Below are 23,386 nucleotides of genomic sequence, written 5' to 3' on the forward strand. Positions count from 1 at the left end.
CACTAGTGATATAATACCTCTATTCCTGTATCGATTGGGAGAGAGTAAAAATATGCGCAATTTGAAAAATCTATGGAAGAAAGTCAGGCTTTATTTGATCTTGGTGATGATCCCCGCCTTCATTATAAGCTTTTTTGTATACGAACAAGAACGAGAAAATATCACTGAAAAGCACCGTCAGACTGCGACTCTCATGCTCAATATTCATCGCAACCAAATCAACTACCTGATCGGCGAAACAGAAGCAAGGCTCAGCTCCCTTGCCACGGCCCTCAACCACCCTGTTAATGAGCAGCATATCAAACGAATCCTGACGGAAACGTATAAAAAAGAACCGCGTTTTTCGGCTTTATACCTTTTAAATAAAGACGGCGATGTCATGGTGAGCACGTCTCCCGTCAAAGAAAAAAAGAAGGTTTCGTACAAGAGCATTCTGCAAAAAGCGGAAAAATCAAAGAAATCCGTCATCACAGACGATATACATACAGTGTCGGACAGGCTGGAGCTGAATATTTTTACTCCTGTCTATGACAGCGAAGGCAGAACGACAAATTTTCTGCTGGCTTCGATCCGCGTCGATTATCTGAAAAATATCATGAACGTCCTGAGCCCTGAGCTTTATATCAAAATTCTTAATCAGAAGAATCAGATTGTCTTTACGGCAGGCCATTCTCCTCCTGAGAAGCCGGACGGCGGCACCGTCGACGCTTTTTTGGACCAGATCGACTGGAAGCTTGAAGTTTATCCTGAACCGGTCCAGCTTGATGAAATCGTTCACAGTCTTCTGCTGTCATTTTTAAGTATTTTCATTCTGCTGAATATTATGTTCCTCATGCTCCAGTATGTGCTGCTGAAGCGGCGGACCAAGCAGGAGCGCGCTCAAAATGAAGCGCAGAAGCTCGAATTAATCGGCACCCTTGCAGCGAGCACCGCTCATGAAATCAGAAACCCGCTGACAGGTATCAGCGGCTTTATCCAGCTCCTGCAAAAAAAATATCAATCAAAAGAAGATCAAATGTATTTCTCAATCATCGACCAGGAAATCCGGAGGATCAACCAGATTGTCAGCGAGTTTCTCGTGCTCGGAAAGCCGACGGCAGAGCAGTGGCAGCTTAACGCCATGAATGAAATGATTGACGAAATCATGCCGATTATTCATTCTGAGGCAAATTTATATAATGTGGAAGTGGAAGTTCAAGACTGCGGAGAAGACCCGGCTTATGTGTATTGTAAAAAAGATCATATTAAGCAGGTTGTCTTGAACGTCGCCAAAAATGCTCTTGAATCGATGAAAAACGGCGGAAAGCTGCTCATTCAAATCGAACATCATCAAGAGAAGGCGCAAATTATTGTGAAGGATATCGGAGAAGGCATTCCAAAAGAACTGATGGAGAGTATTTTCCAGCCTTTCGTCACGTCAAAGGAAAAAGGAACCGGACTCGGCCTTGTCGTGTGCAAGCGCATCATTTCCATGTACGGGGGAACCATTCAGATCGAAAGCGAACAGCATAAAGGAACGACTGTAACGATTACGCTGCCGACTTCTAAGGAACAGGTTGACTGAAGCTTCCCCGTTCCTGCAAAGAGCCTGCCTTCTGCGGCAGCTCTTTTTCGTTCACCCACTATGCCGTATATTTTTCAACGGTCAGACAGTCGATGCAGCCTAAAAAATCTTGCAGCAGATTGTCCGACGCGTTTTCATTCATAGACAGTTTTTGATATTCATAGATTAATTGATCCAGCTCCTGGCTCCGCCTGATCGTTTCATCCCCTGTAAATCCATAGATTTCAGCGGCTTCAACCATCATTTGCCGCTTCTTGCTGATGGAAACGAGCAATGCTTCTTTTTCAACATAACTTTGCATACGCTTCACCCCTTACCGACATATCGTTTCTTAGAACCATCCAGATTTTGCGTACTTGAGCATTATTACAGATTATACTTATTTTGTAAACCTATTTTTCAAAAAATTATTTTGAAATCGAGTATAATAGATTTGTGGAATTAAAGGTGTAATACCCATCGATGAAATACGGCAAACACCTTTAAAAGAGTTCATGCGGATAAAAGGAGGTCTAAATGATGAAAAAACCAGTGTCAAGGCTCCGAACCATCTTTGCCGTGAAAGAAGCGTATTCAGGCCTCTTATTGTTTTTCAAGGCATTTAGAGCCTGGAGAAAGGGAGACTTCCCCTTATTCCCGAAAAAAACGATTTTACTGGCCGCGCTGGCATTGATTTATGTGCTGTCTCCGGTCGATTTGATTCCCGATGTTCTCGCAGGTGTCGGCTGGCTTGATGACGCGGCTGTGCTCGCTTTTCTATTCAGGCAAATCACTAAAGAGCTGGACGGGTTTGAAATCCATCTAACGGAAGGAATAAACGGCAATGGCAAACAATAATATTCTCGGTATCAATCATCTCTTGTTTTCGGTCTCTGACCTGTCCGCCTCTATTTCATTCTATGAAAAGGTGTTTGATGCCAAGTGGCTCGTAAAGGCCGAGAAAACCGCTTATTTTGACCTGAACGGCATCTGGCTCGCATTAAACGAAGAGAAAGACATTAAGAGACAGGAAATCCACGACTCTTACACCCATATCGCCTTTTCGATTCAACAGGAAGATTTGCCGTTCTGGGAAAAGAAATTACGCGATTTAGGTGTAAACGTGCTAAAGGGCAGAAAACGGCATGAAGGCGACAAAGATTCAATTTATTTCTCAGATCCGGACGGCCATAAGTTCGAGCTTCACACCGGCTCTGTGTTTGACCGTCTTCAATACTATCAAAATGAAAAACAGCATCTCTCCTTTCATGAAGGCCACATCAAGGCCCTTTATGACAGAAACAAATAAAAAAGCGTCCACGCGGACGCTTTTTCTTTATCGGCTTACACTCTCTTTCTCATAAATCGGCACCCAGCCCTCTGTCGTCACAAAGATTCTGACAGCCACGACTTTTCGGTCTTCCTGAAGCGTGAAATAATGGCGGGTGTTTTCAGGAACGGAGATCAAATCTCCCGGATTTAAGAGGACATCAAAAAATGTGCCGTCTTTTCCTTCGATCGCAAAGATGCCGTGGCCGCTGACGATAAATCTGACTTCATCGTCTGTATGATGATGCTCCTGTTTGAAATTTTTCAAGAGCTCATCGAGTTTCGGGTTTTGGTCGGAAAGCGAGATGACATCGCTCGCTTTATAGCCGCGGCGTTTTGAAATGTCTTTGATTTCAGCGGCAAAGACGTCTAAAATCTCCTGTTTCTCTTCATCGGTCAAATCGTATTTTTCTTTTAAGCCGGCCGGCAGCTTTGTGATATCCCACTTTTCATAAATGACCTCCTCCCCTTTTAGAAATTGTTCCACTTCTTCCTGCTTTTCAATGGTCGTGTTTTGTTCATCATGGATCCGAATTGTCGCCATGCTTTCTCCCCCTTTTTAATTAAACGTGGTAAGCCTGCAAAGCTTTCAGCTTTAAATGCCAGCTGAACAGAAATTCATACGCTTCAAGCATCCGCTTTGTCTCAAATGCCGTTTTTCCCCAGACAGTAATGCCGTGGCTGCGAATCAGCACTGCGCCTGAATCGCCTGAAAGGTGTCCGGCAAAATCAGCCGCCAAATCCGGAATATGAGCGCTGTTTTCGATAATCGGGATCGTAACCTCCGCATTTTCCTCCCAAAGACCGAGCGCCTTTATGATTTCCTGGCCTCTGAATGTCACTTGCTTTTCTTTTGCGTAAAGCTCTGAGATGACATTGTTGTCAATCGTATGGACGTGAAGACAGCAGCCTGCGTTTGTATTTTGATAGACACGGGTGTGCAGCAGCGTCTCCGCCGACGGTTTCAGCGCATGTCCGGTCTCCGCCGGCCTCCCCTCTTCGTCCGCCAGCAGAAAATCCTCCGCAGACGCTTTTCGCTTATCTTTTCCGCTTGCTGTGATGAGAAATCGCAGCGGGTCTTCTGATACTTTGATTGACAGATTGCCGCTTGTCGCCGGGAACCAATCCCTTACCGCAAGCTCTTTTTTTACCTCGGCAAGTTCGTGCCATTTTTGCTCAGGATCCATTCTTTCACCTCCGCGGTCTCTTCAAGTATTCGCTTTACATCGTGGAAATCGCCGAATTCCGCATGCTTCAGGCCGAGCCCCTCACATTCCCGCAGCAAATAATCGCGCGCGATGCACAAGTCGGAACATTTGGCAGCTTCAACATCTGTAACAGAGTCCCCGATCATGACAACAAAATCGTCCCGGCCTTTCAGCCGGCGGATGATGGAAGGTTTGCAGCAGCCGCATTCATTTCCGCAGCCGCCGTCACACGGATACGGCCAGCGGATCTCGATATTGCGTCCTGAGAAGCCGGCCTCATTGCAGTAAATGCGTTCCTTTTCGACAATTCCTTCAAGCAGAGGATAGACGAAAAAATCTATCCCTCCGCTCACGACGTAAAACGGAAGACTTTTCTCATCAAGAAAAGAGACAAATTCCTCAAACCCGGGGCGGATCTCGGCTTGTTTCAATACATATGCCGTAATGTCTTCTTTCAGGCTTGTCGGCAGCAATTGAAACATTCTGCCGACTCCGTCCTTAATCGATATGTCCCTGGACAAAACCCCGTCTTTTAAAGCGAGCCACTCTTCTGGAGCAAATTGTTTCATAATGCTGATGATGTTGTCGTTTGTTGTGATGGTTCCGTCAAAATCGCAAATGATAAGCGGCTGCCTCATACGGAAACCTCAACCCTTCCCCATTTTTCAAGGGCAAGCTTCAAATCGGGAGAACGCTTTGCTTTTTCTTCGACAGGCTCCGCTTCCAGGACGGCATCAATGATCGCCCGAAACGCTCTTCCTCCGCCTGCCGCTCCGTTTGGATGACCGTGAATCCCCCCGCCTGCGTTGATGATATGGTCAATGCCGAAGTCTTTCATCAAGAGCGGCACCATGCCAGGGTGAATACCGGCCGACGGGACGGCGAATGTCGGTTTAAAAACGTCTTCCTTCGTGCATTCATCATAGACGGCAAGCGCATCCCGCTTCGGCAGAGCAACGCTTCCGTACGGAGAAGGGAACAGGCTGAAATCAGCACCCGCATACCGGTTCAGCTTGCCGAGCAAGAGCGAATGGGAAAAACCGTAATGCGGCGACGAAGTGAATGCGCCGCTTACTGCCGGGTGCGCCATGATCGGTAGCGGGATGTCGTCGTCTTCCGCAAGACTTTGCAAAACATCGAGCCCGTAGGCGAACACATTCAGCAGCAAAACATCGGCTCCGAGCTCGACTGCTTTTCTCGCCTTCGATTTCAGCTCCATTGTCCTGCCCGTCAGGTTGACGGCATACAGCGTTTTGCGCCCTGTTTCTTCAAAAGCTGCCTCAAGCACTTTCTTTCCTTCCGTGATTCGTTTTTCAAAGGGTGCACTGCCTGTTTCGAATAAGATTTCATCGTCCTTGATCAAATCCACTCCGCCGAGCGCCTGCTGCCTCAGCTGTTCCTTCAAGTCTTCCATATCGCGGCCGATGACGCCTTTAAAAATGCTCATCAGCAGCGGCCTTTCAAATTCGCCGATTTTTTTCCGGATTCCGTATACGCCGAATTTCGGACCCGGCAATGATTGTTTAAAAGACTGCGAAAACTCCAAATCCGCCAATTTGATTTTTCCGTCGAGAGACAGCTTTCCAAAAACAGTCGTCAGCACAGCGGGAATGTCGCTTGTAAAATTGGCTTCCGGATAAGCGATGGTGACCGTTGCCTGTTTTTCCCCAAGCGCGCTTTCTGTTTCTTCGACCTTGACGACGCGTCCTTTATGCTTTTTCAGCTGTTCCTGCTTTAAGAGCGGCAGATCTGTCCACGACCCGACCGTCAGTCCGATCGCGATTTGTTCGGCCCGCTTTTCTGCGTCACATCCTTGATCTGTCAAGACATATGTTGCCAAAAGTTCACTCATTCTGTAGCTCCTTCCTGCTTCATGCATATAAAAAAACCTCTTTTGCCGCTTTAGCTAAAAGAGGTTTCGCTTTTCAGGTTCGAATCCTTATCTCTCAGCGTCAGCTGCAAGAATTAGCACCGTGCTTAAAAAGTCGGTTGCCGGGCTTCATCGGGCTTGTCCCTCTGCCTGCTCTTGATAAGAATATTGATTTTATAAATTATTTTGAATTATCCCATCGTTTCTCCCGGTTGTCAATGACTGTGGGCGGTCTTTTTGAATATATTCAGCTTGGCAATACGCGAAGCCGCTTCCCGGAGCCGGTCTTCGCTTGTCAAGAGGCCGACTCTCACATACCCTTCTCCGTGTTTGCCGAAGCCGATGCCGGGCGCTGTGACGACATTCGCTTTTTCGAGAAGCAGATCGGAAAAAGCCTCAGATGTATACCCTTCAGGGACAGGCATCCAGGCGAAAAAAGAACCTTGCGGAGCATCCGCGTGCCAGCCGATTTCGCGGACCGCACGAATCCATACATCCCGCCTCTTTTCGTAGCGCTCATTTTGCTCCTTGACACACGCTTGGTCTGATAGAAGCGCGGCTGCCGCGGCGTCTTGGACCGCTTTAAAAAGGCTGACATACATATGGTCCTGATAAAGGTTCAGCGCTTCGATCACAGAGGCGTTGCCAACTGCAAACCCGACCCGCCATCCAGCCATATTATACGTTTTGGAAAGCGTGTAAATTTCGATTCCTGTGTCTTTTGCCCCCGCCGTTTCGAGAAAGCTGACAGGCCTTTTGCCGTCGTAGCCGATCGCACCGTAGGCAAAATCGTGGATGACGCAAATCCCGTTCGACTTGGCAAACCGGACGGTCTCTTCGAAAAAAACAGGTGTGGCTTGGGCGCCGGTCGGATTGTTCGGATAATTTAAATACATGAGCTTCGCATTTTCTTTCACTTCCTTCGGAATCCGGCTGTAGTCAGGCAAAAACTGATTGCCCGCTGTAAGCGGCATCGTTTCCATGTTCGCTTTTGCCAGTTCAACGCCCGACCAGTAATCGGGATAGCCGGGATCGGGAACGAGCACGGTATCCCCCGGATTTAACAAACATTGCGGAAGCTCGACAAGACCGGCTTTACCGCCGAACAATACAGCGACTTCGCGGTCGGGATCGAGCTCTACGCCGTATTCCCTTTGATAGAACGCGGCTGCCGCCTCCTTGAGTGAACGGCTGCCGCGAAACGAAGAATACTGATGGTTTTCAGGGTTGCGGACGGCTTGCACCATTGTATCAACGATGTGATCTGGTGTCGGCTGATCGGGATTCCCCTGGCCGAGATTGATCACATCATGGCCGGCGGCGATTTTTTCATTCACCTTTTTCACCAAGGAAGCGAAAAACTGCTCAGGGAGCTGTTTCAGCACATCTGAAAGCTCAAATTTCATATGATTCACCCGCTTTTGAAAAATTCTTGAAATGATAGTCCATCATCATATATTGTTAAATGTAAAATGTAAAGAAAAAAATGAGGTGATCCAGATTGAAGCTGACAATTTCATGCCTGCAATTCGATATCGCATACGGCAATCCTTCTGAAAATTTTAAAAAAGCGGAGCAGCTGATCGAACAGGAAAGCCGTAAGGCGGATGTCCTTCTCCTTCCCGAGCTGTGGACGACGGGTTATGATTTAAAAAATCTCGGCTCCATCGCTGATGAAGAAGGCAGGCAAACGAAGAAATGGCTGCAGGAAACGGCAAAAGCAAACCGGGTCCATATCGTATGCGGCTCAGTCGCCGTTAAGAGAAAAAGCGGTGTGTACAATATCATGTACATCGCAGACAAAAACGGACATTTGATCAAAGAATACAGCAAAGTTCACCTTTTTCAGCTGATGGACGAACACCTCTATTTGTCAGCGGGCTCAGGCGACGGGAACTTCGAGCTTGAAGGGATCCCGGCTGCGGGGTTTATCTGCTATGACATCCGTTTTCCGGAATGGATTAGAAAACATACGAAGGAAGGTGCGGGTATCATCTTTGTAACGGCGGAATGGCCGCTTGCCCGCCTCGATCACTGGCAAAGCCTTTTAAAAGCCAGAGCGATTGAAAATCAGTGCTTTGTCGCAGCCTGCAACCGAGCGGGAAAAGACCCGGCAAACGAATTTGCCGGCCACAGCATCATCATTGATCCGCTCGGCCGCACCCTCGCTGAAGCCGGGAGCGATGAAGCGGTCATCAGCGCCGAAATCGACCTTGGAGACATTGAAAAAACGCGGGGGGAAATTCCGGTTTTTGAGGACATTCGCAAAGATTTATATTAAAAAAGTGTTGACAAGAAAACTGAGATGCTGGTAACATTTTCAGCAACTGACCGAACTGAAATTTCAAAATTTTATATTGATTTCTCTTATCGAGAGTTGGGTGAAGGACTGGCCTTATGACCCCAACAGCAACCGACCGTAATACCATTGTGAAATGGGGCGCGAAATTTTGCGCCGCTAGGGCACGGTGCTAATTCCATCAGACTTTGAATTCTGAGAGATAAGAGAGGCGAACGCGACAAATCAGCCTCTTTCTCTCGATGAGAAAGAGGCTTTTTTATTGTTATCGACATTTAGGGGGGAATCACACATGACCGTAACGAAAACCGTAGCATACGAAACTTTGACCGAAAGCTCCGCGGCCGCGCTGGCCGTCCGCCTTGGGCTTTTTCCAAGCAAAAGCACCTTGACATGCCGGGAGATCGGGGACGGAAACTTGAATCTCGTCTTCCGCGTGTATGACAAAGAGCAGCAAAAAGGGCTGATCATCAAGCAGGCGGTGCCTTATGCAAAAGTCGTCGGCGAAAGCTGGCCGCTGTCGCTTGACAGGGCGAGAATCGAAAGCAGTGCGCTGATCCGCCAAGCAGAGCATGTCCCGCACCTTGTCCCGAACGTGTACTATTCTGACACCGAGCTTGCCGTCACCGTATTGGAAGACCTTTCTCACTTGGAAATCGCCAGAAAAGGACTGATTGACGGGAAGGATTATCCGCACCTGTCGGAAGACATCGGAGAATTCCTAGGAAAAACGCATTTTTACTCGTCTGAATATGCGCTTGACCCAACGGTTAAAGGGCGGCTTGTGAAGCAGTTTACGAATCCGGATCTGTGCGATATTACAGAAAGCCTTGTGTTCACAGACCCTTTCTTTGACCATGAGACGAACGATTTCGAAGAAGAGCTTCGCGATGAAGCGGAAGATCTTTGGCGCAATGAAGCATTAAAAATTGAAGCGGCAAAACTGAAACAGCGCTTTTTGTCTGCGGAGGAAACGCTGATCCACGGCGACCTGCATACAGGCAGCATTTTCGCCAGTGAAGAAGCGGAAACGAAAATCATCGACCCTGAATTTGCGTTTTTCGGCCCGATCGGGTTTGACATTGGACAGTTTATCGCCAACCTGCTGCTACACGCGCTTTCCCGCGAAGAAAACAGGCGGGCTCCTTTATACCGCCATGTCGAGACCGTCTGGCATACGTTCAACCGGACATTCAGCGAAGCATGGGAAAACGATGCTCTTGACGCTTGCAAAAATGAGAAAGGACGCCTTGAATCAGTCCTGAAACAGGCGTTTGAAGACGCAGCAGGCTTTGCCGGCTGCGAAATGATCCGTAGGACGATCGGCCTTGCCCATGTGGCGGACCTTGATACAATCGTTCCGTTTTCCCGGAGAATCAGCCAAAAAAAGCTCGCCCTTAAAATAGGCGCAGCATTCATAGAAAAACGCAGCGGTTTCCGGACGCCAAAAGACTTGATTGAAGCGTTTCGGAACGCGCTTAAGGAGTGAATGACATGCCTGAACAATTTGCGGTGCCCCGCTCTGTCGAATGGGAAGAAACATCGGTAAAAATCCTGAACCAGCAAAAGCTTCCCGAAAAGACGGAATACCTGCACCTCACAACAAAAGAAGACGTCTATGATGCGATCCAAACGCTGAAAGTGAGGGGTGCGCCTGCCATCGGCATTACAGCCGCATTTGGACTCGCCCTTAGCGCCCAAAGCATCGATACATCTGACGTTTCCGCGTTTCTGCTGGAACTCGGCAAAATCAAAGATGAACTCAGTCAGGCAAGGCCGACAGCCGTCAATTTATCCTGGGCTCTCAATCGGCTCGTAAAAAGTGCGGAGGACGCAAAATCGGTCAATGAAGCAAAAACAAATCTGATCCATGAAGCCATTCAGATCCAGGTTGAAGACGAAGAAACGTGCCGGCAAATCGGACAGAATGCACTGCATTTGTTCAAATCGGGTGACAGCATCATGACCATCTGCAACGCCGGCTCGATCGCGACTAGCAGGTACGGTACAGCCCTTTCCCCGTTTTATCTTGCCAAAACAAAGGATCTCGACCTTCATATTTATGCCTGTGAAACAAGACCTGTTCTGCAGGGTGCGCGCCTGACGGCGTGGGAGCTTATGCAGGGGGGAATTGACGTGACGCTGATTACAGACAGCATGGCCGCCCATACGATGAAAGAAAAAAACATTTCAGCCGTCATTGTCGGAGCGGACAGGATCGCAAAAAACGGAGATACAGCCAATAAAATCGGAACATACGGCTTGGCAATCCTCGCCAAAGCCTTTCAAATCCCGTTTTTCATCGCTGCTCCCCTGTCAACTTTTGACGTCTCGATTCCATGCGGCGGCGACATTCCGATTGAAGAACGCGATCCGGATGAAGTCAGACAGATAAACGGAACGCTAATAGCGCCGCAAGAGGTGCCAGTGTTCAACCCTGCTTTTGATATCACGCCGCACGATTTAATCTCTGGAATCATTACGGAAAAAGGGATTATCACAGACAGGTTTGAAGAAGAAATTGAAGCGCTGTTTTCCGCTGAAGCCCTTACTTGAGGCCGCTTTAGCGGATTTTAATCGATTTGATGATGTCTTTCTTCTGCTCTTCGGTCAACACGTGCAGCTTGACGAACAATTCCGCGTATCCTGCTATTTTTTTCGGGCGGTTCGTTTTCACTTATTCGTCCTCCTTTTTTACCAAGACCAACATTTTTAACTTAATAAAATTATATGTCGCTGACGAAAAAAAGAAACGGCGTGCTCGTATATTATTTTCCCTTATACGCAATATTTTCGATGTCGAGCAGCGCCGCTTTTTTATCCGTTTCATTTCCGGAGTACCCCGTCAAAGAACGATTTTTGCCGATGACACGGTGGCACGGGACCAAAATCGGCAGCGCATTTCTTTTATTGGCCTGGCCGATTGCGCGAACCGCTTTCGGATTCCCGACGGCGCACGCGATATCTAAATAGCTCCGTGATTCACCGTACGGGATCGACTGCAGCGCCTCCCACACTTTTTTCTGAAACGGGGTTCCATCCTGGCGGAGAGGAAGGGTGAACGTCTTCCGTTCCCCCCTGAAATATTCTTCGAGCTGGAGCTTTGCCTCCTTCAACAATTCCGTTTCTGTCCGGCGAAGCTCCAGGCCGTCTTGTTGAAGCTGTTTTAGTTCATCTTTTTCAAATAGCAAATGTGTAATGTGGTTATTTTCCTCGACAATGTAAGCTTGTCCAAAAGGCGAGGTCATTTCAATATAAAAGCCCACGATGCGATTAAGCCTCCTCCTCCTCATGATGCTGTCTGATCGGGAGAGTCAGGTGGAATGTCGTGCCTCTCCCCTCTTCACTTTCAACTTCAATTTTTCCATTATGCTCTTCAATGATTTTATAACTGACCATGAGCCCGAGTCCAGTGCCCCGTTCTTTTGTCGTGTAAAAAGGTTCGCCGAGCCTCTTCAATTTGTCTTCTGTCATACCGATTCCTTCGTCAGCAAGCGAGATAATGATATGGTCGTCTCCTTTCGGTTTGATCGACACATATACGTTGCCTCCGTCAGGCATCACTTCGATCGCATTTTTCAAAATGTTGATAAATACCTGTTTCAGCTGATTCGGCTCGCAATAAATCAGCGGAATGCCGCCTTCGCACTTCAGATGCATCTGAACGTTGTCAAGGTTTGCCTGTGCGTGCAGCAAATCCATTGTGTCCTGCATGATTTTGACGATGTTTTTTTCTTCATACATAATCGCCTGCGGTTTTGCAAGGATGAGAAATTCCGTAATAATCGATTCAATCCTTTTGAGCTCTGATGTGATGACATTAAAGTAAAGCGCGTGATCCTCATTTTGGATGCTGCCTTTCAGCAGCTGGATAAACCCTTTTAACGCCGTCATCGGGTTGCGGATTTCGTGGGCAATTCCGGCTGCGAGTTCTCCTACGACATGAAGGGTATCAGACTTGCGGAGCCGTTCTTCAAGCTCTTTTCGTTCCGTCACGTCTCTGAGCATCGCCAAGTTCATATTTTGAATGATGTTTCGCTTAAATGAAAATTCAAGAATCCGTTTTTGGTCGCTCAGCAGGAATGGAATATCATTATCCATTTCTTCAAAGGAAATCGTTTTGGCGGGAGAAGCTGCGTTTTCTATATGATAGCCGGAGATGACATCAAGAAGATTGGACGTTTTCAGCTGTTCAAGAGGGGTGCTGAGAATTTTTCCGGCAAGGGGGTTCGCATCGATAATGTCGTACTGGTTGTTGAAAAGAACGATTCCGTCCATTGATCCGTTGAATACTTTTCTGAACTTCAATTCGCTTTCCCGCAATTCTTTTTCCATTCGTTTTCTGTCGCTGACATTCCTCAAAATGGTTAAGTCCTGGCTGTCGAACATGATCCGTTTTGATGTGAACTCAAGCTCTTTATATTGTCCGTTTGCCATACGAAACAGCAGTTCCGCCCGGATTTCCCCTTTTTGATCGTACTGCTTTTGGATAGCATGATACCGCTGATTGGTTTGGTCAATAAAATCGGTCATCTTCTTGTTGAGAAGCTGATCCATCGGCAGTTCGAAGATTTTGCAGGCCGACTGGTTCGCTTTGACGATGCGGCCGTCGTTATTCATCAGGATGATGGCATCCATCGCATTTTCAAAGACTTCCCTAAAGCGTTCTTCGCTTTTAAACAGCTGTTTTTCCATTGAGCGCTTCTCGGTAATATCCCTCATAATCGACATGTAAAAGCCGTTTAAAATATTCGAGGTTATCGTCAGCTCAAACAGCCGGTCTTCTCCTGATCTGAGCCGGACAGGAAGTTCCCCTTTTGCTTTCCCTCTTCTGAAAAGAGCGTTCCAGATTTTATCGAGCCGCCCCTTGTTTTCAGGGGATACGAATTGAGACAGCTTCAGTTTTGAAAGCTCTGTTTTTTCAATTTCGAAGCTCTGGCAAAACGAATGGTTCGCATCAATGAAACAGCCTTGTTTATCAAAGATGACGATTCCTTCAACCGCGCGGTGAAACAAATCTTTAAACAGCTTTTCATTAATGGTGCGCTCCCGCTCCAATATTTTTTTCGACGAAATGTCTCTCATGACGACAAAAAAGCAGTCCTCACCGATTCCTTTGCTAGCAGTAAACTCGATATATTTGACAGATCCGTTGTCAAGCCTGATGGCCACTTCCTTTTTCGCATATCCCCGCTCCAAAAAGCGGTGAATGTTCTGATTTAGTTCATCCGGCGGAACGGCGTGCAGAAAATCGAGCGCCGACCGGTTCAGCAAATTCTTTTTTTGGCTTTGGAGAATCTTGCAGGCAGCATCATTCGCCTGGATGATGTTCATCTGTTTATCCAATATAAAAATAGCGTCCAGCGTCCCGTTAAACAGCAGTTCATACTGATACAAATCCGCTTTCAGCTTGGCGTTTTCTTTCTTCAGTCTGTTCAGCTGGTTTTGCAGATTTAAGGATTCATTCAAATCAAGAGTTTCCTCCATTTATTACACTCCTTCTTGAAAACCTGTCCTCCAATTATTCTACAAACCGGAAAATCTTCCTTCATTTGTTTCGAACTTTTACAACCTTTCCGCCTATTTTACAGGAAGATGACGATATAAAAGTTCCTTACTGTTCAATTACAGCGGCCTAACAATAAGACTTAATGCATAGGAAAACACATGCTTTCTATTTTAAAATTTTAAAATGAGGCAAGACTGGTGGAAGACGTATTCCGGAAAGAATGTTCCAGGGTTCGAACGCTTCCCGCACCGGCGCCTCCTGAACATGTTTGTGAAAGGGTGATGTTATGGCGACTTCGCGCGACAGCTATTTCGACAATGCAAAATTCCTATTAATTTTTCTCGTCGTATTCGGACATATAATCAGGTCCTATATTCATGATAATGATGCACTGCTTCATATTTATAAATTTATTTACACGTTTCATATGCCTGCTTTTATTCTCATATCAGGCTATTTTGCAAAAGGATTCAACCGCCCCGGATATGTCAAAAAAATCGCCTGGAAGCTGATTGTTCCTTATTTGATTTTCCAGGGAATCTATACGCTGTTTTATTCCTTTATCGATGATCAAAGCTTAACTGCCGCAAATCCGATTGAACCGCAATGGTCGCTTTGGTTTTTGCTGAGCTTGTTCTTTTGGAATCTCCTGTTGTTTCCATTCACAAAACTGCCGCCGAAATGGGCGTTTGCCGCAAGCTTTGCGATCGCCGTTCTTGTCGGATATATCGACCTGATCAGCAACACGCTCAGCCTGTCCCGCACGTTTGTTTTCTTCCCGGTCTTTTTGGCGGGCTATTATTTGCAAAAAAACCATTTTAAAATGCTGAGAGGATGGAAAGGCAAGCAGGCCGCTCTAGCTGTTTTAGCAGCAACGTTCGTTTTCTACTTTTTTGTAGACTTCGATTACTCCTGGCTGTTCGGATCCAAACCCTATTCGGAATTCGGCAATGTCGGGATCAAAAGCGGGTTAAACCGAGTGGCGCTCCTCGTCATCACGTTCGCCTCAACCTTCGCGTTCATGGCGCTTGTGCCTGAAAGGCGGTATTTCTTTACCCTGTGGGGAACGCGCACATTTTATGTCTATCTGCTGCACGGCTTTATCATCAAGTCGTTCAGAAAAACGGGTGCGGAAGAATGGCTTGCCGATTATCAAAGTCTGACGCTATTAATCATCGCCACGGCGATTTTAACCTTCTGCTTATCAAGTGGATTTGTCAAAACGGTCGCCCAGCCATTCATCGAATTGAAAATGACGAATTTAATGAGGATGTTGAAAAAAGACAACGGATATAACCCTTATTTAAAATAATTAAAGGTGCAAATCGTTTCCGATTTGCACCTTTCTCGTTTGATCCGCAGTTTCAATCTTTATCCCGCTTCTGTCCGTCCGCCTTTTTGTTCTTCTTTTTATTGTTCTCGATCACATCAATAAATTTAAAGGCGTTGACATCGCCCAGTTCGTTTGAAAATTCCTCTTGAAGCACATCCGGATTCATCGGTTTTTTATGGTTTTGCATATCCTTGCTTTTTTGATGTTTTTTCATTGGTTCGACTCTCCCTGCTTCCCGTGTTTCGAGTTGCGGTTGGCGCCCCTGTCTCCGTTTTCGGCATCATATTGGGTCATGTATTGATGATCATGCATGCTTTCAGCAGGCGTTTTATTGTTAAGAGCCGCTTCATTTCTGGCAACTTTTCTTTTCATGATGACATTCCTTTCTTTTGTCGTTTCATCCATATCCTTTCCGTTTCCGTACATTCCACACATCCAGTTTTCGGCAAAAAAATAAGCACCCTGAAGGGCGCTTATTTAAACACTTTTTTCACTTTATTGACGACATATGAGCTGCCGCCGCGGTCTGACACATCCTCGATCATCATCGTGATTAAAAGGTTTTTGTTCTTGTAATCATAGGCGGTGAACCAGCCGTTTTCTTTACCTTTTTCGTCTTTTTTCGTTTTCAGCTCGGCCGTTCCCGTTTTCCCTGCGATCGTGAGCCCTTTGACAACCGGCTTGTAAGCCGAGCCGCGCGGGTCTTCTACAACGCCTTTCAACCCTTTTGTAATCGCTTCTGCTCCGCCTGTGGGCAGTACGTTTTTATGCCATATTTCTTTCTCTTCGCCGTCCTTTTTGATCAGGTGCGGCTTGATCAGATTACCGTCGTTCAAGAAAGGCGTATAGCTTGCCGCAAGGTGTATCGGCGACATCAGCATTTGCCCCTGTCCGTATCCTGAATCGGCAAGGAGAATATCCGAGTCGATTCCTTCGTTTGATATGGAGGAAGACTTCGTCGGGAATTCATAATCAAGCTTTTCCTCAAAGCCGAATGATTTCAGGCCTTCGACAAATTGATCCTTACCTGTGTCAAGGGCGGTCTGCGCGAAATAAATGTTGTCGGAGGTGATCAGCGCGTTTTCCAGGTTGACATCGCTTAATCGCTCGGAAACCCGTGTGACTTTATATCCGCCCCATGACGAATCTTTCTGCCATTCCTTCCCTTCGATCTTCTTCGGTTCATCCGCTTTGATCGCGTCATTTTTCAGACCGATTGAAGCCGTGATCGGTTTGATCGTTGAACCCGGAGCATAGGTTTTATTAAATTTAGAGGTGAATGGCGCAGACGCATCTTTGTTGAGTTTTTCCCATTCTCCTTTTTTCCAGCCGAACAAAAACCCGTTCGGATCGTATGAAGGCGCGCTGACAAGCGCCAACGTTTCTCCAGTCTGCGGCTCTAACGCAACGGCAGCGCCGGAATCATCTTTTAACTGGTTGTACAGTTCTTCCTGTTTGTTCATGTCGATCGTGGTGTGGATGTCTTTTCCGTCTTTTGCATCCTTTGAGGCAACCGTCGCGCCTGATTCAGGAATCGAAATCGTCCAGCCGATTTCTCCTCTGAGCTCTTTTTCATAAATATGTTCGAGACCGACGATTCCGAGCAGCGAATGCTCGCTGTAGCCTTCTTTATTCTGCTTTAATTCCTCTTCGGTAATCGGCCGTATGTAACCGGTAAGATGTGCGGCTTTTTCACCGTAAGGATAGTATCTTGATTGCGTATCTTGTTTCAAAACCCCGGGAAGAGAGGTCGCTTTTTTGAGAAGCTCTGTGCTGCCAGGCTTCACTTTTTTCAGGGGAACGAATGATTCGTCCGTCACCCAGCTTGCGGACAGCTGTTTTTCGATGTCTTTTTTTTCCATGTCAAGCATGTTCGCGAGCTTTTTGATGACACCGTCTTTATCATCTCCGAGCTGCCCCGGAACGACGCCGATTTCAGGCACTGTCGCATTCGTAGCGAGTTTCTTTCCGTTTCTGTCATAAATGATGCCTCTCGCTGGTTCTTTGGCGGTAATCCGGATGGTCTCCCCTTCCTTCAACTGTGAAAAAATAAAGGATGGGTTCCAGTTGACTTTCCATGATGTGTCACCGTCGTTTTTTTCTTTGACAAGCTTTGCCTTCCCTTCAAAGGAAACGGGGCCGGCCAATGTATTCATGCTGACTTTATACGGTATTGTCACTGCATCTTTTTTCTCTTTATTTTTATCATCTTCATCGTTATCGACGGCTGAAACCTTCAAATCGGAAACTCCGATCTGTTCATAAATGGATTGATTGCGCTTGATGAACTCGTCTTTTGAAATCGATTTTTGCGCTTCAGCCGACAGCTGTTCATACATTTCTTCAAATTTTTGCTCGTTCCATTTGTCTACATATTGATCCATGCTTTCTTTTGCTGTCGGCTCGTTAGAACAGGCTCCGGCGAGCAATAGAAATCCGGCGGCTATAAACAAATGGATGACTCTCTTTTTCATCGTTGCTTCCCCCTTTTTTTCAAGTCCGCCATTTAAGCATTATATCATACAAATAAATACAGCGACCGACTTTATGATCATAAAAAAAGACAGTTTAACTAAACTGTCTTTCTTATCCGATGATAATTCTTTCCTTTGGATAATGGTAATTCGCTTCGATTTCTTTTCTGCCGAACAAATAGAGCAGGGTGACAATACCGATTCGGCCGATGAACATCAGAAGGATGATGACACTTTTGCCAATCGTGCTCAGATCTGGAGTGATGCCCATCGACAAGCCGGTCGTACCGAAAGCGGAACACACTTCAAACAGCAGTTCAAGCAAAGAATGTTTTTCCGTCATTGTCAAAATGAGTGTCGAGCCGAAAACGAGAATGACCGCCATCAGCGTCACAATCAATGACTTCATTAAGTCCGCCTGGTGCAGTTCACGTTTGAAAATCTTCACCGATTTATTTCCCCGCGCGAAGTGATAGAGCGCCAACAAGTTTAAGGCAAAGGTCGTTGTCCGGATGCCCCCTCCGACAGAGCTTGGCGAAGCGCCGATGAACATGAGCATGCACATAAACAAGATGGTCGTATGCGTGAATTGGCTGATGTCGATCGTCGCGAGTCCGCCGCTCCTGGTTGTCGTCGACTGGAACAGCGAATAGAATATGACTTCGTGCCACGATTTTCCTGAAAAGGCAAAGCGCGCTTCCGTGGCGAATATGCCGATCGCGCCTCCTATCACTAAAAGGAAAAAAGTGACTGATGTCAATTTGGTAAACAGGCTGAAAGTGAATTTGCGCTCTTTGCTGAGCAGAAAATCCTTTACCTCAATCAGCACCGGGAAGCCGATCGCTCCCAAAATCAACAGCATGATGACGATAAACTGGACAAAATAATCGTGCTGAAACGGGATCAGCGAGTTGCCGGTAATATCAAAACCGGCATTGGTCGTTGCGCTGATACTCGTAAAAAATCCGTGTATAAAGGCTTCCCCCGGTGTGTCAAAATACTTTAAAAAGTATGTGCCGAGAATCAGCCCGCCAAACAACTCGATCAGCAGGATTAAGCCGAGCACGTGCTTCATCAGCTTGACGAGGCCCGATAAGTTGGATTGATTTTGATCGGTCATAATCAGCCGGCGCTCTTTCAAGCCGATCCGCTTGCCGAAAATCAGCCAGACGAATGTTCCGAGCGCCATCACACCAATCCCGCCAAACTGCAGAACAAACGCCAAAATCCAAATTCCGGCCGTGCTGAATGTATCAGCTGTATCAACAACCGTTAAACCGGTTACACTCACTGCGCTCACCGCAGTAAAAAGGGCATCGATAAATGACCATTCCACATCATTCTTGTGCGCAACGGGCAGACTCAATAATATAACGGAAACCGTCACCGCCAAAAAATAATAGAGCGCGATCAGCTGTACAGGAGACAGCACGCGCAGTAGTTTTCTCAATAAAACCTTCATAATCGTTCCTTCTTTTCAATATTCAAAAGTTGCGCTTCTTGTGTATAACGTGTTCCATTTTAAAGGAAACATGCTCTTATGTACAGCCGATTTTCGATTTTTAAATTTAAAAAGCAAACCCCCTTGAAAAAGGGGGTTTGCATATTGATTATTTTGCTTCAAGACGGCGGATTCTGTCGCTTAAATCAGGGTGTGTTGAGAAAAGCGATGTGTGCTTTTTCCCGTTGATTTTCAAAGTTGCAACAGATGCCTGCTCTTCTTTGACTCTTGAAGTGTACTGCTCAAGCGAGCGGAGCGCGTGAATCATCTTATCCTTGCCTGCAAGGTCTGCTCCTCCTCTATCCGCATGATATTCGCGGTGGCGGGAGTACGCAAACACGACAAGGCTTCCGAGAATGGAAAACACAATTTGGAAGACGATGACCGCGATAAAGTGAACGATCGGCGCCAGCTCTTCACGGACAACGCGTGAAACAGCCCATGCCGCAATCCGGGCGAAGAAAACAACAAACGTGTTGACGATTCCCTGAAGGAGCGTCATCGTCACCATATCGCCGTTTGCGATATGCGCCACTTCGTGAGCAAGCACGCCTTCCACTGCGTCGTCATCCATTTCCTGAAGAAGCCCCGTCGATACAGCGACAAGCGAGCGGTTTTTGGACGGCCCGGTCGCAAAGGCATTCACTTCGCGTGAATTGTAGATGCCGACTTCAGGCATCTTTGTCAGTCCGGCAGCGCGGGACAGCTTATATACCCGGTCAACGAGCTGCTGCTCTTCGTAGCTGAGCGTTTGCTTATCAGGATTCAGCACCTGAACGCCCATCGCCATTTTCGCCATCCATCTTGACATCAAAAGCGACATAAAGGAGCCGACAAAGCCGACAACAGCACTGAATACGAGAAGCGCAACAATATCGATGCCGCCGTCAGCCGTGAAATACGTGCCTACGCCTGTCAGCGAACCGATAATGGACAGCACGATACCGATCGTCGTAATGACTAAAATGTTCGATAAAAGAAAGAGAAAGATTCTTTTTCCCATGATTACCTCCATGTTATAATAAGATCAAATGAACTTGTATAATAAAATTATACGGCATAGAATTGAAAATGCAAGTGATAAGACGTAAGATAATCTTTATATTGTTTGCTATTTCATTTTAATACATAATGAGGTGGAATGATGAAACCTTTTAAACTGACTCGCCTGGAAATGGCCAAACTGATGTACGCTTTAAAAGGGCAGCTGGATGTCAGTCCGCTTGCGATTCTTTTGAGATCCGCCGATTTGGCGCCCGATGAGCCGGAAGACAATTTGGACATCCCCGAATTCATTGTCCGGTACGAACGAAAAAAACCAAAAACGGAACATGGGCTTTCCACAAATGAAATTGTTGAACTTGGAAATTTGTGCGAACTGACATCCTTAAAATCGACAGCCATCCAAAACTGGATCAAACGCGATATAAAAGATTTGATGGGACATCCGGAACTCGGCAAAAAATATTCCATCGACCAAGCCGTCATCCTTCTCATTGTACGAGACTTAAAATCGGTTTATGACTTCGAAACGATCCGGCCGATCTTAACAACGGTTTTTAATACGATTACAGACCGCTCAGATGATGTGGTGAGTCCGCTGCGCTTTTATGAAGGGTATGCGCGGGTTCTCGATTATGTGTACCGGATCAAAGACTATACGCTGAATGAATCGGCGCTTGAAAAAATCGTCATCGAGCAGACTGGACAGCTCCGCGGTTTTTATCAAGATCTGGCCCATCCCGAATGGAACAAAGCGAGAGATATCACCGCTGTCACGGTGCTATCCGTCATCGCTTCGCACATACAGGCGACCGCCCATTCCATGATTGACAGCGTCTTCTTAAAATATGATATGAAGTAATCGCCGCTGACCGGCGCGCCTGGCTGCCAATCGCCAGGCGTTTTTTTGCACCTTCAACAATTGCCAGCATAAAAAGCCTCAGTCTATTTCAAACTAAACAAGCAGTACCAATTGAAAAAGGAGTTGAGAATCATGGCAAGAACGAATAAACTCGTCGTTCCCGGGGCGGAGCAGGTTTTAGACCAGTTCAAATATGAAATCGCCCAGGAGTTCGGCGTCCAGCTCGGCTCGGACTCGGTCGCTCGCTCAAACGGGTCTGTAGGCGGGGAAATGACAAAACGACTTGTACAGCAGGCACAAGCTCAAATGAATGGGCATACTGACAAATAAATACCCTATGGTTTATTCGCCGGGCCCGCTCGGCGGATATTCTTGTTGATTTGTTTGGTCAGAAGGTTTTTTCTCCTTTTGGTAAGGAGTTTTAGGGCTCTCTTGATTTGTGCCGGAACCGCTTTTCTGCGTTCCTTCCTCCGACTGCTGACCGTCTTTGTCATTATGGATATGTTCTTGAGGGTTTTCGGTATTAGGGGATTTTGACTCCTTTTCTTTTTCCATTTCTTGATCAGGTTGAGACTGATCTTGATCTGAAGGTTTTTCGCCATCAGGATGATCTTCCGTATCTGCTTCTTCATCATCCGTATGTTGTTCCGGCTGATCTTCTTCTTTCACAGCTTTCTCTTTTTCTCCTGTATCTCCTTCCTGATTTTGATCATCTTTGTGATCTTCATTGTCATCATCTTTGTTTTTGTCTTCTAATTCATCTTTATGGGAACGGATATAACGGCCTGTTGAGATGCCTTCTTTTTGTGCTTTTGCACGCGTATCAAGGTCTGATTCCACCGCTTCCATCTTATAGTTCTGCTGCTCGTATTTTTTCGCGACATGATCAATTTCGCTTTTTACCGTCGCCTTATATGTGTCATCTTCATTGTTTTCATATACGGTGGCGATAAGCACTTCTTTTGATTCGGTGACATAACCGCTCTTATCGCTGTCATCGACAATTTCACTGATCACCTCTTTAAAGTCAGACTTTTCCCAATTTTCTATACTGCTCATTAAGTCCTTACCATCCTCGTTCAGCGGCACCAAATCGATAACTTCACAGTTTTTGTTGAGTGTCAATTCAAAGCTTGGGTTGATATCGATCGTCATATAGGCGTATGCTTTATTGTTGTTTAACACACCAGGGATGATCATGAAAGCGAGCAGCATGATCGCCGCGATTGAAAAAACGCCTGCTTTCAGCGGACGGAGCGAAAGCAGATCAAAAAAGCCCGCACGCTTCCTCGACATTCTCGTCTCCGCGGGAAAAGCAATTTCCTGACCGATTTCATAATCTTCCTCTGTGCTCTTTGCTTTTAAAAATTGTCCGTCAGGGGTTAGTAATGTGACGAATTTTTTATTTTTTTCTACAATAATTCCTCTTCTCATGAATTGAGCACCCCTTTTAGATAATCTTTAAGGTAAACATAATCGCCCGTTATAATGATCGCCATAGCAATGATATATTTGCGGTTTCTCTCTACAGTTTTTCTGCTGACAGCCACCAGCTTTTCAAGCTGTTTGACGGGAAGCTGCTTTTTTTCAAACAAGATCTTTTTTAATTCTTCATGTTCGACTAGCGTACATGCCACTTTGATGGCGTTTTGCCTTGCATCCGTATGTTTCGGGGAATGCTCCAGCAAATCGGAAAAAGACAGGCCAAAACTTTTAAGCCTTTCTTTAAAATGGAAAATCTCCTCCCGCCTTTGCTCCTGTTCGAGCATGCGGTTGAATTCATGAATGGAAAGCTCCGCTTCAATCATGCTTTGAGAGGATTCCTGCTCTTCTCCTTCTTGCATGTCCATATTGATATTCTGGGCATTTCTCGCTTCTTTTCTGATATAATCAATGACTTTGCGCTTAATGATCAGCTCTGCAAATGCAAGCAGAGAATTTCCTTTATCTGAAGAATATTTTTCAATGGCTTCATTGAATGCAATCAAGCCGATGCTGAATTCATCATCTTTTTCATCTATATATCGTTTGCACACGGATGAAACCGTTTTAGCCACAAAAGGCTTATACTGATGGATAAGCTCGTTTTGCAACTGCTGATTTCCTTTTTGTATGCTTATTACAGACTCTTCTAATGATTGTTTCTTTTTTCCTGTCTTAAACAAAAGGCTAAGCACTGGTTTCACCTCAGTTCCTCCCTATACTACTCATTAATGATAGCTAATTTGATAGGGATTCGCAAAGGAGAAAACACGGTATTCATTTCTAATTTTTCAATTGTGACAATGATTTGTTTGATCTCCTAGAACAATTCGTGATCTGTTTGACGATTAAGGGGGTTTTCCCGCCGTTTTTGTAACACGCCTGTTAATAAAATGAAATCTTATTTCGGTTGGACTAGAGCAATCATCCCCGGCGCTTCCTAGTGCAGGCAAACAAAAAAGACCGCCGGTGAA

25 protein-coding genes and 2 riboswitches are annotated in these 23,386 nt (G+C 46.2%); of the genes, 9 read left to right on the forward strand and 16 right to left on the reverse strand.

The genetic code is table 11. The features are described from left to right. Window positions 1-52 precede the first annotated feature (52 nt). Complete coding sequence (locus QMZ64_RS07445; RefSeq protein WP_265627194.1) at window positions 53-1,564, forward strand: sporulation kinase KinD; 1,512 nt, start codon at window positions 53-55, stop codon at window positions 1,562-1,564. Between the two features lie 58 nt (window positions 1,565-1,622). On the opposite strand, the gene QMZ64_RS07450 is transcribed toward QMZ64_RS07445, so the two are convergent. Continuing rightward, on the reverse strand, window positions 1,623-1,865 hold the full coding sequence (locus QMZ64_RS07450) for an aspartyl-phosphate phosphatase Spo0E family protein (RefSeq protein ID WP_075753135.1): 243 nt from the start codon (window positions 1,863-1,865) through the stop codon (window positions 1,623-1,625). A gap of 215 nt (window positions 1,866-2,080) precedes the next feature. Between QMZ64_RS07450 and QMZ64_RS07455 the strand changes: the two genes are divergently transcribed. After that, window positions 2,081-2,401, forward strand: coding sequence for a YkvA family protein (locus QMZ64_RS07455; protein ID WP_301441220.1), 321 nt, complete (start codon window positions 2,081-2,083; stop codon window positions 2,399-2,401). Further along, complete coding sequence (fosB, locus tag QMZ64_RS07460; protein WP_165426845.1) at window positions 2,388-2,852, forward strand: metallothiol transferase FosB; 465 nt, start codon at window positions 2,388-2,390, stop codon at window positions 2,850-2,852. Before QMZ64_RS07455 ends, fosB begins: the two co-directional genes overlap by 14 nt. 27 nt (window positions 2,853-2,879) lie before the next feature. On the opposite strand, the gene QMZ64_RS07465 is transcribed toward fosB, so the two are convergent. The 5 genes from QMZ64_RS07465 to QMZ64_RS07485 form a co-directional block, all read right to left on the reverse strand. After that, window positions 2,880-3,416, reverse strand: a complete 537-nt coding sequence (locus tag QMZ64_RS07465) for a 1,2-dihydroxy-3-keto-5-methylthiopentene dioxygenase (RefSeq protein ID WP_265627196.1) — start codon at window positions 3,414-3,416, stop codon at window positions 2,880-2,882. 19 nt (window positions 3,417-3,435) lie between these two features. Continuing rightward, window positions 3,436-4,059, reverse strand: coding sequence for a methylthioribulose 1-phosphate dehydratase (locus QMZ64_RS07470; protein ID WP_265627197.1), 624 nt, complete (start codon window positions 4,057-4,059; stop codon window positions 3,436-3,438). Then, the gene (mtnX, locus tag QMZ64_RS07475) at window positions 4,020-4,718 is read right to left on the reverse strand and encodes a 2-hydroxy-3-keto-5-methylthiopentenyl-1-phosphate phosphatase (RefSeq protein WP_265627198.1); all 699 of its coding nucleotides are present in this window, start codon (window positions 4,716-4,718) and stop codon (window positions 4,020-4,022) included. Before mtnX ends, QMZ64_RS07470 begins: the two co-directional genes overlap by 40 nt. Next, window positions 4,715-5,932: a 2,3-diketo-5-methylthiopentyl-1-phosphate enolase gene (mtnW, locus tag QMZ64_RS07480; protein WP_265627199.1), complete on the reverse strand. Its 1,218-nt coding sequence runs from the start codon at window positions 5,930-5,932 to the stop codon at window positions 4,715-4,717. The genes mtnX and mtnW overlap by 4 nt, the downstream gene beginning before the upstream one ends. Before the next feature lie 84 nt (window positions 5,933-6,016). Then, window positions 6,017-6,116, reverse strand: a riboswitch (SAM riboswitch). A 49-nt stretch (window positions 6,117-6,165) separates the two neighbouring features. Beyond that, a complete protein-coding gene (locus QMZ64_RS07485; RefSeq protein WP_265627200.1) occupies window positions 6,166-7,356 on the reverse strand; it encodes a pyridoxal phosphate-dependent aminotransferase in 1,191 nt (396 codons plus the stop codon). A 95-nt stretch (window positions 7,357-7,451) separates the two neighbouring features. Between QMZ64_RS07485 and QMZ64_RS07490 the strand changes: the two genes are divergently transcribed. The 3 genes from QMZ64_RS07490 to mtnA all read left to right on the forward strand — a co-directional run bounded on the left by QMZ64_RS07490 (window position 7,452) and on the right by mtnA (window position 10,805). Continuing rightward, window positions 7,452-8,231: a carbon-nitrogen family hydrolase gene (locus QMZ64_RS07490; protein WP_265627201.1), complete on the forward strand. Its 780-nt coding sequence runs from the start codon at window positions 7,452-7,454 to the stop codon at window positions 8,229-8,231. Between the two features lie 83 nt (window positions 8,232-8,314). Continuing rightward, window positions 8,315-8,458, forward strand: a riboswitch (SAM riboswitch). A gap of 83 nt (window positions 8,459-8,541) precedes the next feature. Next, window positions 8,542-9,738, forward strand: a complete 1,197-nt coding sequence (gene mtnK / locus QMZ64_RS07495; protein ID WP_265627202.1) for an S-methyl-5-thioribose kinase — start codon at window positions 8,542-8,544, stop codon at window positions 9,736-9,738. Window positions 9,739-9,743: 5 nt separating this feature from the next. Then, the gene (gene mtnA, locus QMZ64_RS07500; RefSeq protein ID WP_265627203.1) at window positions 9,744-10,805 is read left to right on the forward strand and encodes an S-methyl-5-thioribose-1-phosphate isomerase; all 1,062 of its coding nucleotides are present in this window, start codon (window positions 9,744-9,746) and stop codon (window positions 10,803-10,805) included. A gap of 7 nt (window positions 10,806-10,812) precedes the next feature. Here the strand turns inward: mtnA and QMZ64_RS07505 are convergent, their stop codons facing one another. From QMZ64_RS07505 to QMZ64_RS07515, 3 genes are all read right to left on the reverse strand, one after another. After that, on the reverse strand, window positions 10,813-10,926 hold the full coding sequence (locus QMZ64_RS07505; RefSeq protein ID WP_003181063.1) for a hypothetical protein: 114 nt from the start codon (window positions 10,924-10,926) through the stop codon (window positions 10,813-10,815). 91 nt (window positions 10,927-11,017) lie between these two features. After that, complete coding sequence (locus tag QMZ64_RS07510; protein WP_301441221.1) at window positions 11,018-11,515, reverse strand: methylated-DNA--[protein]-cysteine S-methyltransferase; 498 nt, start codon at window positions 11,513-11,515, stop codon at window positions 11,018-11,020. 7 nt (window positions 11,516-11,522) lie between these two features. Continuing rightward, window positions 11,523-13,736: a PAS domain-containing sensor histidine kinase gene (locus QMZ64_RS07515; RefSeq protein ID WP_265627204.1), complete on the reverse strand. Its 2,214-nt coding sequence runs from the start codon at window positions 13,734-13,736 to the stop codon at window positions 11,523-11,525. A gap of 308 nt (window positions 13,737-14,044) precedes the next feature. Here QMZ64_RS07515 and QMZ64_RS07520 point away from each other — a divergent pair, with 308 nt between their 5' ends. Continuing rightward, window positions 14,045-15,070 (forward strand): acyltransferase family protein, encoded by a 1,026-nt coding sequence (locus QMZ64_RS07520; RefSeq protein WP_265627205.1) that lies wholly within the window; start codon window positions 14,045-14,047, stop codon window positions 15,068-15,070. A gap of 52 nt (window positions 15,071-15,122) precedes the next feature. Here the strand turns inward: QMZ64_RS07520 and QMZ64_RS07525 are convergent, their stop codons facing one another. The 5 genes from QMZ64_RS07525 to htpX all read right to left on the reverse strand — a co-directional run bounded on the left by QMZ64_RS07525 (window position 15,123) and on the right by htpX (window position 20,069). Further along, entirely contained in the window at window positions 15,123-15,305 is a 183-nt protein-coding gene (locus tag QMZ64_RS07525) for a hypothetical protein (protein WP_145652504.1), read from the reverse strand. Next, entirely contained in the window at window positions 15,302-15,517 is a 216-nt protein-coding gene (locus QMZ64_RS07530) for a hypothetical protein (protein WP_243939976.1), read from the reverse strand. Before QMZ64_RS07530 ends, QMZ64_RS07525 begins: the two co-directional genes overlap by 4 nt. A gap of 47 nt (window positions 15,518-15,564) precedes the next feature. After that, complete coding sequence (locus tag QMZ64_RS07535) at window positions 15,565-17,565, reverse strand: penicillin-binding transpeptidase domain-containing protein (protein WP_265627206.1); 2,001 nt, start codon at window positions 17,563-17,565, stop codon at window positions 15,565-15,567. 112 nt (window positions 17,566-17,677) lie between these two features. Continuing rightward, on the reverse strand, window positions 17,678-19,027 hold the full coding sequence (locus QMZ64_RS07540; RefSeq protein ID WP_265627207.1) for a TrkH family potassium uptake protein: 1,350 nt from the start codon (window positions 19,025-19,027) through the stop codon (window positions 17,678-17,680). A gap of 148 nt (window positions 19,028-19,175) precedes the next feature. Then, window positions 19,176-20,069, reverse strand: a complete 894-nt coding sequence (htpX, locus tag QMZ64_RS07545) for a protease HtpX (RefSeq protein WP_101560786.1) — start codon at window positions 20,067-20,069, stop codon at window positions 19,176-19,178. A gap of 141 nt (window positions 20,070-20,210) precedes the next feature. On the opposite strand from htpX, the gene QMZ64_RS07550 reads away from it, so the two are divergent. Both QMZ64_RS07550 and QMZ64_RS07555 read left to right on the forward strand, forming a co-directional pair. Further along, window positions 20,211-20,930: a DUF1836 domain-containing protein gene (locus tag QMZ64_RS07550; RefSeq protein ID WP_265627208.1), complete on the forward strand. Its 720-nt coding sequence runs from the start codon at window positions 20,211-20,213 to the stop codon at window positions 20,928-20,930. Window positions 20,931-21,062: 132 nt separating this feature from the next. Then, window positions 21,063-21,260 carry an alpha/beta-type small acid-soluble spore protein gene (locus QMZ64_RS07555; RefSeq protein WP_020451125.1) on the forward strand — a complete coding sequence of 66 codons (198 nt, stop codon included), beginning with the start codon at window positions 21,063-21,065 and terminating at the stop codon, window positions 21,258-21,260. 12 nt (window positions 21,261-21,272) lie between these two features. Here the strand turns inward: QMZ64_RS07555 and QMZ64_RS07560 are convergent, their stop codons facing one another. Beyond that, a complete protein-coding gene (locus QMZ64_RS07560; protein ID WP_265627209.1) occupies window positions 21,273-22,364 on the reverse strand; it encodes an anti-sigma-I factor RsgI family protein in 1,092 nt (363 codons plus the stop codon). After that, window positions 22,361-23,116 carry an RNA polymerase sigma factor SigI gene (sigI, locus tag QMZ64_RS07565; protein ID WP_265627210.1) on the reverse strand — a complete coding sequence of 252 codons (756 nt, stop codon included), beginning with the start codon at window positions 23,114-23,116 and terminating at the stop codon, window positions 22,361-22,363. Before sigI ends, QMZ64_RS07560 begins: the two co-directional genes overlap by 4 nt. Window positions 23,117-23,386: the final 270 nt, after the last annotated feature.

The sequence above is a fragment of the Bacillus sp. LB7 genome (genome assembly GCF_030449715.1).
In the GTDB taxonomy this organism is placed as follows: domain Bacteria; phylum Bacillota; class Bacilli; order Bacillales; family Bacillaceae; genus Bacillus; species Bacillus paralicheniformis.

Coding starts and splice junctions, on each gene's coding strand:
- QMZ64_RS07470 (WP_265627197.1), bottom strand. CDS start 4,059: ATGGATCCTGAGCAAAAATGGCACGAACTTGCCGAGGTAAAAAAAGAG.
- QMZ64_RS07515 (WP_265627204.1), bottom strand. CDS start 13,736: ATGGAGGAAACTCTTGATTTGAATGAATCCTTAAATCTGCAAAACCAG.
- QMZ64_RS07560 (WP_265627209.1), bottom strand. CDS start 22,364: ATGAGAAGAGGAATTATTGTAGAAAAAAATAAAAAATTCGTCACATTA.
- QMZ64_RS07525 (WP_145652504.1), bottom strand. CDS start 15,305: ATGAAAAAACATCAAAAAAGCAAGGATATGCAAAACCATAAAAAACCG.
- htpX (WP_101560786.1), bottom strand. CDS start 20,069: ATGGGAAAAAGAATCTTTCTCTTTCTTTTATCGAACATTTTAGTCATT.
- QMZ64_RS07535 (WP_265627206.1), bottom strand. CDS start 17,565: ATGAAAAAGAGAGTCATCCATTTGTTTATAGCCGCCGGATTTCTATTG.
- QMZ64_RS07530 (WP_243939976.1), bottom strand. CDS start 15,517: ATGTACGGAAACGGAAAGGATATGGATGAAACGACAAAAGAAAGGAAT.
- mtnK (WP_265627202.1), top strand. CDS start 8,542: ATGACCGTAACGAAAACCGTAGCATACGAAACTTTGACCGAAAGCTCC.
- QMZ64_RS07445 (WP_265627194.1), top strand. CDS start 53: ATGCGCAATTTGAAAAATCTATGGAAGAAAGTCAGGCTTTATTTGATC.
- QMZ64_RS07465 (WP_265627196.1), bottom strand. CDS start 3,416: ATGGCGACAATTCGGATCCATGATGAACAAAACACGACCATTGAAAAG.
- QMZ64_RS07455 (WP_301441220.1), top strand. CDS start 2,081: ATGATGAAAAAACCAGTGTCAAGGCTCCGAACCATCTTTGCCGTGAAA.
- QMZ64_RS07540 (WP_265627207.1), bottom strand. CDS start 19,027: ATGAAGGTTTTATTGAGAAAACTACTGCGCGTGCTGTCTCCTGTACAG.
- mtnW (WP_265627199.1), bottom strand. CDS start 5,932: ATGAGTGAACTTTTGGCAACATATGTCTTGACAGATCAAGGATGTGAC.
- QMZ64_RS07555 (WP_020451125.1), top strand. CDS start 21,063: ATGGCAAGAACGAATAAACTCGTCGTTCCCGGGGCGGAGCAGGTTTTA.
- QMZ64_RS07550 (WP_265627208.1), top strand. CDS start 20,211: ATGAAACCTTTTAAACTGACTCGCCTGGAAATGGCCAAACTGATGTAC.
- mtnX (WP_265627198.1), bottom strand. CDS start 4,718: ATGAGGCAGCCGCTTATCATTTGCGATTTTGACGGAACCATCACAACA.
- mtnA (WP_265627203.1), top strand. CDS start 9,744: ATGCCTGAACAATTTGCGGTGCCCCGCTCTGTCGAATGGGAAGAAACA.
- fosB (WP_165426845.1), top strand. CDS start 2,388: ATGGCAAACAATAATATTCTCGGTATCAATCATCTCTTGTTTTCGGTC.
- QMZ64_RS07450 (WP_075753135.1), bottom strand. CDS start 1,865: ATGCAAAGTTATGTTGAAAAAGAAGCATTGCTCGTTTCCATCAGCAAG.
- QMZ64_RS07485 (WP_265627200.1), bottom strand. CDS start 7,356: ATGAAATTTGAGCTTTCAGATGTGCTGAAACAGCTCCCTGAGCAGTTT.
- QMZ64_RS07520 (WP_265627205.1), top strand. CDS start 14,045: ATGGCGACTTCGCGCGACAGCTATTTCGACAATGCAAAATTCCTATTA.